This is a genomic window from Candidatus Thermoplasmatota archaeon, from assembly GCA_029907305.1.
GTDB lineage: Archaea > Thermoplasmatota > E2 > DHVEG-1 > DHVEG-1 > JARYMC01.
In genome coordinates this window covers 1-10,948 of sequence record JARYMC010000051.1, presented here as the reverse complement: position 1 = coordinate 10,948, position 10,948 = coordinate 1, and the positions used below count along the sequence as shown (strand labels likewise).

Here is a 10,948-nt window from a genome sequence, read left to right as displayed (position 1 = left end):
TTACATGGTTAGCAACTTTTGGGTTTTATCCTTTTCTTGGCACATCCCATCTAATAGGAAAAAATGAATGTTTTTTTCTTTAATTATTTATTTCGGGATGAAGCCATGGTTAAAGAAAAAAAAATGATATATGGATTATCATCTTGGTGAGGTAATAATGAATAGAAAAGTTACTACAGCAGTTGTAGTAATCATCACATTTATCATTATATTTAGTATTGGTTGTGTTGAGGATCAGAAAAGTAAGTCTAGGAACATGAAACTGTTTAGTTCTGCTTTCAGAGATGGAGAAACAATCCCATCTAAATATACGTGTGATGGATCTGATGTATCTCCACCTTTATCTTTCAGCGATGTCCCGGAAAACACCAAAAGCCTTGCGTTAATCATGGATGACCCAGATGCACCAATGGGAACATGGATTCATTGGCTGGTTTGGAATATACCTGTAAACAAGACAGTTATCGAAGAAAATGAAGGGTTAAAGTTCCCACAAGGCTTAAATGATTTTGGTAAAATAGGTTACGGTGGACCATGCCCGCCATCTGGAACACATAGATATTATTTTAAACTCTATGCGCTAGATACAATGCTTAATTTAAATGAGGGGGCTAAAAAAGAGCAGCTAGTGTCAGCTATGTCAGGGCATATAATAGAGGAAACGCAGCTGATGGGGAAATACAGTAGATGAATAAATTTTATCTTTTTTCAAACCATTTACAATCTTGTGGGCAATTAAGAAAACTTGTTAGTTTATCTAGATCACAATGTGGTTCTCTCAAAATGTTTTGATTTATCTTGTTCATATCAACAAACAGTGATTTTTCCCAAGTGAAATGTTTACAGTTTATTTTTACATGCATATGAACATATAAAATCTTGGGTTGTTTAGAAAGTTTTTCAACATCTTTTTATACCATGAATATTTGTTATAGTCTTTATGGAAATGACTGTGATCCCGGAGCTGGAAGAAACACTTCAATCCTGGAAGAAGAAAAAACAGAAACAGAGTAAAAAAGAAGAAGAGAAAGAGGAAAAAGAAGAATAGTAATTTATTTCCATCTTTTAAAAAGAGAATGTTCTATTCTTAGTTGGTCTAATATTTTGCCGACAACAAAATCAACTAGTTCCTCTATTTTTTTTGGTTTATGATAGAAACCAGGCATAGCAGGTAAAATAGTTGCACCAGCTTGTTTTGCGGAAAGCATGTTCTTAATACCAGGTAAATCCAAAGGGGTTTCCCTTATAACAAGAATAAGTTTTCTTTCTTCTTTCAAACAACAGCTAGCAGCACGTGAAATAAGCGTATCACCATAGCCGTTAGCGATCGCAGAAAGTGTTTTCATGCTACATGGAGCTATAACCATTGCATCTAGTTTAAAAGACCCGCTAGCAGGAGCAGCAAACATATCTGAGTTTTTATAATAAAAACTGGCTTTCTTTTTTATTTTATCATACGTATAGTTTGTCTCATGTCTGATGATTTTTTTTGCATCCTCTGAAACAATCAAATGAACTTCATTACCTGATTTAGCTAGTTCTTCTAGTAACCTTATACCGTAGATGCTACCTGATGCACCGCTGATTCCAACTAAAATTTTCATGTAAATTTATTCCTCAATAGCTTTTATTATCCTAGTAAGTGCTTTTTTTAAATCTGTTTCTTCCTCCAAAGTGGTACCTGTCACAATGATATCTGCACCAGCCTTTGCTTTCTCACCAGCAATCTTAGCGTTTCTTATGCCCCCGCCAACAACAAGTGGTATATTGATGTTTTTTTTGACAGATGATATCATCTCATTTGGTACAGGGGTTGGTGCACCTGAGCCTGCCTCGAGATAAAAAAAGCTCATGCCAAGATACTGGGCAGCAAGTGCGTAACCAACAGCAGTCTCAATGTCATTTCTCTTAATCAAATCAACCTCACCGACTTTACCAGCAGTCATACCAGGCTCAACAATAACATAACCCATAGAAATAGGCTCGATACCAGAGTGTTTTACAAAAGGAGCACCTTTTACATGCTCGCGTATAACATACCCAAGGTTACGAGAATTTAACAGACTCATGAAAAAAACCGCGTCAGCATATTTACTCAAAAATTTTGCGCCAGATGGAAACAAGATAACAGGTAGCTTAGATTGTTTTTTGATTGCTTTAACTGTTTCATCAACCTGATCCTGAGACAAGAGAGTAGAACCACCAACCATTATAGCACTACTACCAGCTTCTGTAGCAGTTTTTGCAATAGAACCAGCCTCCTCAGGGCTCTGCTTATCTGGGTCTAAGAGAGAGAAATGCAAAGGTTTTTTCTTTGCCTTCCTAACAATATCCTGAGCTATAGTCATCTGAAACAGCCCTAAACAAGAACATGTTTTAAATGTTTACGTTAAAGGAGACTATCCTCTTAACCAACTCGTTATTACAAGCAGCTATAACACTGGTACACTCATCAAGGCTAAGAGGCATATCCAGAGGTGCCCCTCGCGCATTTGTCACAATACCACCCGCCTCACGTACAACAAGAGTAGAAGCAGCAATATCAGTAACACGAAGATACTCACGACCAACAACATAGAAATCCAACGCACCAACAGTAACCATACACATCTCCAAAGAAGCACAACCCAGAGACCTTACATAATCTTTCTGAGCCAAAGAAAGAGTGAGTTTATCAAAATTTTTACCAAGAGCAAGAGATGAAAGAACATCTTTATCAGGATAATCAGGTACACAAACACGTTTTTTATTAAAAAAAACACCATGCCCTTTCTCTGCAATAAAAACATCACCAGTAGGAATACTCTTTACTATACCATATTCCACATCACTAAGCATAGATTTACCTACACCAAGAGAAACAGAATAAAGAGGTATCCCTCTGCAAGCATTACGTGTACCATCAACAGGATCCAAAACAAAAACATACCTACCACCATTATCGATAAAACCAGCTTCCTCACTCAAGAGATCCACCTTAACATCTGATTTCCCCAAAACATCCAATGCTACATCTTCAGCGATTTTATCGACATATTTCGTAGGAGTACCATCAGCGCCTACACCAATTTTAACACCAAGTTTATGAAACTCAGTTGAACATGATCTCCTAACCTTTCTACATATTTTATCAACGATTTTATTAGCCAATAATTTTATTTCTTCATCCATAATAAAACCTACACATTTATACCCAAATAAAAGAGCAACCAGCCTACATACAAGGTAATAACAATCATAATCAAAGCAGCGATAACAACCCCAATAAAAATCGTAAATAGGGATTTAGAAAACTTCAAACCAAAAAGATAAGCTATAAGCGCACCAGTCCAACCACCAGTAAAAGGCAGCGGCAATGCTACAAAAACCAGCAAACCCAGATACTCATATTTTACTATCTTATTGTTTGCCCTTCGTCTTGTTCTAGCAAAAAGCCAATCCATGATTCTCACCCAAAAACTGTAACGCCGTAAAAACCTCTCAACATGCTGAAAAAAAAGTAGTATAAACGGTATCGGCAACATATTACCAGCAACAGCCAATGGAAAAGCCTGCCACCAACTCCATTGCAACTCCAACATAGCATATGGTAAAACATACCTTGCCTCAATCCACGGTAACATAGAACCAAAAAAAATCTGAAACCATCCGGGAAACATATCAAACATAATTATTACCCGCCAACAAACTTACCAAAGCCTTTTACACCTAACATCTCATTTTCTTCTATAAGTTTTTCACCACGCACAAAAACATAATCTGGGAATATAGCAGGTCGACCCTCGAATGGTGTCCAGCCACATCTAGAATGAAGACTCTCAGATTTAATTTTACAAACTTTCTTTAAGTCAACCACAATAAAATCAGCATCTCTACCAAATTCTATTTTACCCTTTGGAATGTTCATTAATTCAGCTGGTTTCTCACAGAGAAGCGAAACTAATCTCTGAAAAGACAAAAACCCTTTTTTTACCATATATAAAAACATTGGAAACATGGTTTCCACACCAGGTAGTCCAGATGGGACTGCATCAAATTCTTTTTCTTTTTCTTCAATAGTGTGTGGCGCATGATCGGACTCAAGAGTATCGATTAAACCGTCTTTAATGCCATCAAACAAAGCCTCTCTATCAAAACTGGTTCTAAGAGGAGGATTCACCTTATAATAAGAAAAGGGTTTTAGATCATCTTGTACTGTAAACAACAGATGATGAGGAGTAACACCGCAGCTAATGTTTTTTGAACGGTTTTTTAACAACCTTAATCCCTCAATTGATGAAAGATGACAAATATGAATCCTCGTATTCATCTCCCCACATGCTCTTAGTATGTTAATTATAGCTGTTTCTTCACACACAGCAGGACGAGAATTCATATGATCCAAAAGACTATTTTCCCTAAAATTATGCTTAGTCAAACAATCATCATCCTCCGCATGAATCAAAACAGGTTTATTTGTAGATCTAATTCTATCAAATGCCTCTTTTAGATTATTAGAATCTAGCTGCAAAGAGTTAGTAGTACCACCAAGGTATATTTTGAAACCACAACATTTTTTTGCTAACTCTTCAACATCTTCTATGTTACTATCTATGAGACCAGCATAAACACCAAAATCCACATAAGATTTTTTACCAGCTGAAACAACTTTATCATCTATAGTCTGTATAGTTGTCGTCTGCGGAACCGTATTCGGCATATCAAAAACACATGATACACCACCATATGCCGCAGCCATAGTCCCAGTAGAAAAATCCTCTTTATGAGTCAAACCAGGATCCCGAAAATGAACATGAACATCTACACCAGCGGGTAGTATGATTCTCCCTTTGAAATTATAATGCTCATCCCCTTTCAATATCTTTCTGATAACAGATATTCTACCATCAGTAACACCTATGCAGCACTGCTCAAAATTTCCATTGATATAGACTCTGCCCTCAAAGGTCTGATCCATCCAATTTCTTCTCCCTTATTTCTCCATTTGGTTTTATTTCTGTGAATATCTGGCCACTAAACCTTGATATTTTTGTGTTCTTATCAAACCATGCATCAGGCATCAAACCAGCCTTCATACAAGTATGTGATAAAAACTCTTCTTTATCCCAACCCTGCTCAACCGGAACCTGAGGCAAAAGCAAACCTTTAAAAAAACCCTGCTCGACAATCAAACCATCCCTGCCAATAACAATTTCTTTAAGATAATCCTGTGGTTTATTTACTTTAATCAATTCAGGTTTTGTTAAAATAGTAACCTCAACAACTATACTATCAAGCTCATCTTCACCTAAAGGAGGGAAACGAGGATCATGTGTCGCTGACTGCGCTGATTCAATTATAGCATCTTTCAATGGCATAACCGGCAAAGGTACACCTATGCATCCCCTGAGATCATGCTCAGGGAATGTATGGATTGTGACAAAAACCCCAAGTTTCTGATTAAAAACTTCACCTAAATCAGAAGTTGGTGTTTCTCGATTTTTAACAAACAACTCTATAGTTTTTCTGGCAAATTGAACAGCTTTTACACCATCATCTTGACTTAACATAATGAAAAGTATTTACTATGTCATTAAATAAAATTTGGTTAAGATTTTTTACCTAACCATCATTTTTTGATTTTTATTCTATTTCCTTCACCAGATCGATATCAAATGTTTTAACAGTTTCATCAGGCAATATCACGAGTTCGCGACTGAAAGTATATGTAACATTCTTACCACCTTCTAAAACAGTTTGTTCAACAGACACATTATATGTACCAGGAGCCAGTTCAACGATGTAACGTCCTTCCTCATCTGATTTTGCTGAATTATAAACAGCAGTATTGTTTTTAACAGACATGTCTTTTAGGAAATCAATGCTAATGTTTGCAACATTTATACCATCACACTTTGTGACACCATTTACAGTAACTGATTCTTTTTTGAGGGAGATATCAAAGTTTCTAGTGCCCTCTCCAATCCTTAATGTTAAATTACCAGCAAAAGAATACAAGAGTGTCTGCCCTTGTTTTTTACTAACTGAAACATTATAGCTGCCAGGAGATAGTTCAACAGTATACGAACCGTTTTCATCAGATTTTACAGATTTCTTTTCAGCTGTGTTGTTTTGTACAGATTCATCTGGCAAGAAATCAATAGAAACTTCATCTATATTTGTTGTTCCATATTTAGTATGACCACTTACTTTAACAGGTTTTAAACCAATTGAAATATTGAGCATTGTGGTCTTATTTTCTTCTAATGTAACCTTTTCGCTTCCGATATAATCAGGCTGTTTGGTTACATTAATGATATATTGACCATAAACTAGTTGAGTGAACTTGTAGCGACCATTTGAATCTGTTTTTATTGTATCAACAAAAATATGGGCAATTGTTTTTCCATCGAATCCGATTTTATTATAAGTAAGATCTACTGCCACATCTGACATTTCTTCCCCTGAGTCGTACTCATTGTTTCCATTCTTATCATAATAAACAGTTCCTTCTAAAGCAGCATCTTTTGGTTTTGAAATATTGTAGTAGGTGCCACCTGGGAGAAGTTTTGCTAGGCCATCATGGATTATAAAACCTTCTTTGGTTTCTGCCCTAACAATGTACAAGCCGGGTGTTAAACCTGATTTATTGAAATAACCGTTTTCGTCAGTTGTTAGGCTAGCTCTTTCAATCGTAGTCTGACCGTTGTCCTGAAGCTCATGTAAAGTTACCTTTATACTCGGTAGAGGTTCATAAACAGATGAATTATATGCTGTATTGTTATCCTTGTTTAGATAAACATAACCTTCCACATTTGCTGGGTCAATAGATATATTTAGAAGACGGTTGTAGTTAGTGGATCTTCTCATAGCATCATCATCAGATATAGGGAATAACATTGGGTCTGAAGTGCTATTGAAAGAAATATTTTTAAGTATAACATCGTCTCTGAATGATGCGTATCTGCGAACCTGAAGTTTAGCACCAGCAGGGGCTATCAAACTAAATTTACCATCAACAGTGGAAGTTGAATCATGATCAATTGGAATAGTGGTATTGTAATGATCTAAATCCTTTTGAACAACTACTGTCGCATCTAAAGGATTACCCATAAACGTGACGGTACCATTTATGTAGGCTCCCTCGTAATATTTGGCTATAATCACTGGAACCTTATTTGTGTAATATACACCCTTTGTTATGTTTGATGCGTATTCAGCGCAGAAATGCCTCATATTTATGCAAGGTAGCTGGTAATTTGGCTCGCTCTTACTACCTGACTCACCTGATGATGGGCCTATGTATGTTCTATAGAACATTGTATCAAAGTAAGCGTCTTTGTATATCGGTTTTGTATTAGTAATTGCTATATCTTTCCTTTGATCTGCAGACATCTTCTTGATCTCATCATAGGACCATTCATCAGTAGACCCCTTTGAACCATCAGAGTTCACATGATAACCAGTATACAATACTTTCTCAAAATCATCCTCAGGGTTACCATTTGCTCTTCCACTTACTAGCAAAAGACTTTTATCTGCCAAGAAACCAAATATGTTGAAAATTTGTTTATCATAACCCTCTACACCATAATACCTAATACTATACCCAGTAGCATCCTGAAGTTTGTGGTAAAGCCAAGTAATACCCTCATCATCTAAATTATCAATAAGAAGTTTTGTAACATCATGATAAACAGCATTAGTAGGCCACTGCGCACCAACTCTCCATTCTTTACTAAGCTCCTCATTGTACTCCTCACCAATAGGAGCATCATAAGACGGCGAGATAGTTGGATCCTCAGTCCAATTTACCACTTTAGACGAGTTTATCGGACCAAGAGAATTGTTTAAAATCTGGACAACCTCCTCAGAGAGCTTACCATTATTATCTTTAAGATTACCCTCAAGTAATCTCACTATCCAAACTGAAACAGCCTCCTCCTCACTAGTAGCAGTATGGAAATTGGCAGCAGGAGGTATACCATTCTGGAAGTTATCAGCCACAGTAGGATGAGCACCGACAGCAACTTCATAGAAACCATAGTCCCACCATGAAATAAACGCAGGTCTCTTGGTAGGATCCTGAATATGAGTATCTTGTTTATTAAGCCAGTTATATGCATCAACCCAATAGCTCTCTTTACCATGACTTAAACCAAAAGCATTACATGGAAAATCACCAAAAACCTCATTCTTCTTATTAGCAGGAACTGCCGCATCTAAAGCAAGATACGCATTAGGTAAAACAACCAAGAAAACAACAAAAAGAACACCAAATATGTGAAGAACTTTAACCCCACGTCTTATACCATGTAACCCACCACCAGCGCTCCTTATATTACGAATCATCTGCTTATAATCAATCCTATCAATAACCATCCATACAACAAAACCACACAATATAGCAACCACAGGAACTAAATCATTTAGAAAACGACCAGCTGTGCCAAGAAGCCACATATCAACAAGGAATAAAACTATTATAAAAAGGTAATCCCTACGTTGCTTATCCTTATAATACCTATAAATCAAAAACACAAAACCCACCCAAGCTATCCAATAAAGAGCAGGACCAAAAGACATAACCGTAGTACTAATAGTAGAAGTCGACGCCTCAGCAATAGTCATCGACACCTTATCACCATAAATTCCACTACCATACAGAATATTTGAAATCTTAGATAAAGATGATACCAAAGGTATAACAGAAGAGATTTCTTCTATGAAATAAAGAAAGACTAAAGCAAAGATACCTACGCCAAAAATAATTGGTAATGAAATAGTCCATGGTATTTTTTTTCTATAAAAAATATAATACAACAAACCAAAAGCACCTACACCTATACAATAAAGTAGAAGTAAGTTTCCTCTAGAACCACTCACTGAAGTTGAAGTAACCGGAAGAGAAATTAAATAACCCACCAAAAAAGCAATAAATGTAGTTCTAACAACATTTATATCTGTTTTATTTAAGAAAATATCTATTAAAATTTGTATAACAGCATATACACTTATAATAGCATAAAGAAATTGCCCCTCAACCCAGACCATAGACAAAGCACCAAGAGACACACCTGCTAAAATAGAATACATTATACACTTGAATGTATCTTTTTCTTTTATACCCTTTATTACAAATAAAAATGCCAGGAAGTACAGTAAGAGGTTTAGAGAATCGTGGTCAAATAACGAGTAGGATGAACCATGCCCTGAGCCAAGATGGATAGGTATCAAAGCAATGAGAAATGCTGCAATAAGACCCGCTTTTTTATTGAAAAGCGTTTTACCTATGAAATAAACAGGGAACACTAGTAAGGCACCAAATAATGCTGGTACAAACTGCATTGAATACCCCACTGCATCGATTTCATTCATAAAAGGTAATAGTAATCTGCTAAACGCTATAGCCATCATATTCAATAATGGAGGACGACCGCCACTTTTACCAATAGGATAATCAAGGAGCGGATCTTTGTTGGTATAGAATTGATAATGCCCTTTGTTTGCCCCAAAAAAAGTTTCATTTACAATTCTCATATTGTAGTAAGGGTCAGGACCTGACAAATAAAATTTGTCTAAAGATGTCCCATCTGGGTTGTATGATATCCCAGATGTTATATTAAAATATGAATTTAAAAACAAAACAAGCAAGAATATGAAAATCAAAGAAGCAGCTGCCCATAAATTATCCTTTTTAAATGTAAATAACTTTTTCCTAGGCTTTATATCCTCTATAGCATGTTTTGGTTCAACAAGGTTTGTACTACGGAGCTGTGCTCTTTTTCTCATAGTTTCACCATGAAATAATTCACACTCGTAAATCAATGGTCTTATAAATAACTTATCTAAAAGAATTGATTGATTATAGGGATAATAGTAAGCGCGAGATACATGGTGCTATTTTGACTTTGCTGAAATCACTTTTAATGGTATCAGTTGAAATGATTTCATTACAGCCTGCTGAAACAAGTTTTTTTATAGCATCACCAGCGAATAAACCATGAGTGCATGCCACTAAAACTTGTTTAGCACCTTGTTTTTTTAGTTCTTTTATTGACTGAGCCATTGTGCCACCTGTTGAAATAATATCATCTATTATAGCTGCTTTCTTGTCTTTTGCATCCAAATTCTTTGGTTTTATTTTAACTGTCAAACCATCAATACGAGTTTTTTCCATATAGTCAAAATCACAGCCTATGATTTTTGATGCTTGCTTTGCTCTGTCAAGCGCACCCTTATCTGGTGCGAGAACCATATTAACATCCTTCTCTTTGAGGTACTTTGCTATTTCTGGTACCGCAGAACAACTAAAAGCTGAAACCGAAAAAAAATCTAATATATGTTCCTTATGAGGATCAACAGTGATTACTCTATCAGCATTTTGACCGATGAGGTTTGCAAGAGCCTTAGCGCTTATTGGTTCTCCATTTTCAAATTTTTTATCCTGCCTACCATACCCCATATAAGGTAAAACCACAGTAATTTTATCAGCACCAGCCTCTTGCACTGCATTCTGAAGAAGAAACAATTCTATTATGTTAGGGTCAGGGTAAGTTGTCTGCACTATTATAACATCTTGCCCAGATATATCATCCATTATCCTCACATATAATTCATCATCTGGAAAACGCTTTGAAACAACTTTTGCCAGATTGACATTAAGTTCTTTTGATAAATCTTCTGCAACTGTTTTTGAGGCTGTTCCACCAACTACATACATATTTTACGATACTTTGAATGGAAAATGTGTTTTTAGGGGTTTCGTAATTTCGTGAGGTACTTGGAAATTATTTGTTGATGGAGGACATGTCACTCCTGATGAATGATATATGTTAACATAGAAACAATATAAGGAGGAACAACAATTAACTTCGCAGCACCCTATCCCCTCAGTACTTCGGAAAGTAGAAATTTATACTATTTTTTACTCTGCAACAACTCAACCTCATAAGACCAACAAACATGA

The 10,948-nt window shown here is 36.0% G+C and carries 10 protein-coding genes; 1 reads left to right on the top strand and 9 read right to left on the bottom strand.

Annotated features, from left to right (window positions below):
* Positions 1 to 157 precede the first annotated feature (157 nt).
* A complete protein-coding gene (locus tag QHH19_04855; GenBank protein ID MDH7517653.1) occupies positions 158 to 691 on the top strand; it encodes a YbhB/YbcL family Raf kinase inhibitor-like protein in 534 nt (177 codons plus the stop codon).
* Between the two features lie 7 nt (positions 692 to 698).
* Here QHH19_04855 and QHH19_04850 read toward each other — a convergent pair whose 3' ends face one another.
* The 9 genes from QHH19_04850 to QHH19_04810 all read right to left on the bottom strand — a co-directional run bounded on the left by QHH19_04850 (position 699) and on the right by QHH19_04810 (position 10,702).
* Positions 699 to 863, bottom strand: coding sequence for a hypothetical protein (locus QHH19_04850; GenBank protein ID MDH7517652.1), 165 nt, complete (start codon positions 861 to 863; stop codon positions 699 to 701).
* 189 nt (positions 864 to 1,052) lie between these two features.
* Positions 1,053 to 1,604, bottom strand: a complete 552-nt coding sequence (locus QHH19_04845; GenBank protein ID MDH7517651.1) for a UbiX family flavin prenyltransferase — start codon at positions 1,602 to 1,604, stop codon at positions 1,053 to 1,055.
* 6 nt (positions 1,605 to 1,610) lie between these two features.
* Positions 1,611 to 2,348, bottom strand: coding sequence for a geranylgeranylglyceryl/heptaprenylglyceryl phosphate synthase (locus tag QHH19_04840; GenBank protein MDH7517650.1), 738 nt, complete (start codon positions 2,346 to 2,348; stop codon positions 1,611 to 1,613).
* 28 nt (positions 2,349 to 2,376) lie between these two features.
* Positions 2,377 to 3,171, bottom strand: a complete 795-nt coding sequence (locus tag QHH19_04835; protein MDH7517649.1) for an inositol monophosphatase family protein — start codon at positions 3,169 to 3,171, stop codon at positions 2,377 to 2,379.
* An 8-nt stretch (positions 3,172 to 3,179) separates the two neighbouring features.
* Positions 3,180 to 3,668 carry a small multi-drug export protein gene (locus tag QHH19_04830; GenBank protein MDH7517648.1) on the bottom strand — a complete coding sequence of 163 codons (489 nt, stop codon included), beginning with the start codon at positions 3,666 to 3,668 and terminating at the stop codon, positions 3,180 to 3,182.
* A gap of 5 nt (positions 3,669 to 3,673) precedes the next feature.
* Positions 3,674 to 4,957, bottom strand: a complete 1,284-nt coding sequence (gene pyrC / locus QHH19_04825) for a dihydroorotase (protein MDH7517647.1) — start codon at positions 4,955 to 4,957, stop codon at positions 3,674 to 3,676.
* The gene (locus QHH19_04820; GenBank protein MDH7517646.1) at positions 4,941 to 5,549 is read right to left on the bottom strand and encodes a TIGR00296 family protein; all 609 of its coding nucleotides are present in this window, start codon (positions 5,547 to 5,549) and stop codon (positions 4,941 to 4,943) included. Before QHH19_04820 ends, pyrC begins: the two co-directional genes overlap by 17 nt.
* 73 nt (positions 5,550 to 5,622) lie before the next feature.
* Positions 5,623 to 9,771, bottom strand: a complete 4,149-nt coding sequence (locus QHH19_04815) for an STT3 domain-containing protein (GenBank protein ID MDH7517645.1) — start codon at positions 9,769 to 9,771, stop codon at positions 5,623 to 5,625.
* 73 nt (positions 9,772 to 9,844) lie between these two features.
* Positions 9,845 to 10,702 (bottom strand): ribose-phosphate diphosphokinase, encoded by an 858-nt coding sequence (locus QHH19_04810; GenBank protein MDH7517644.1) that lies wholly within the window; start codon positions 10,700 to 10,702, stop codon positions 9,845 to 9,847.
* Positions 10,703 to 10,948: the final 246 nt, after the last annotated feature.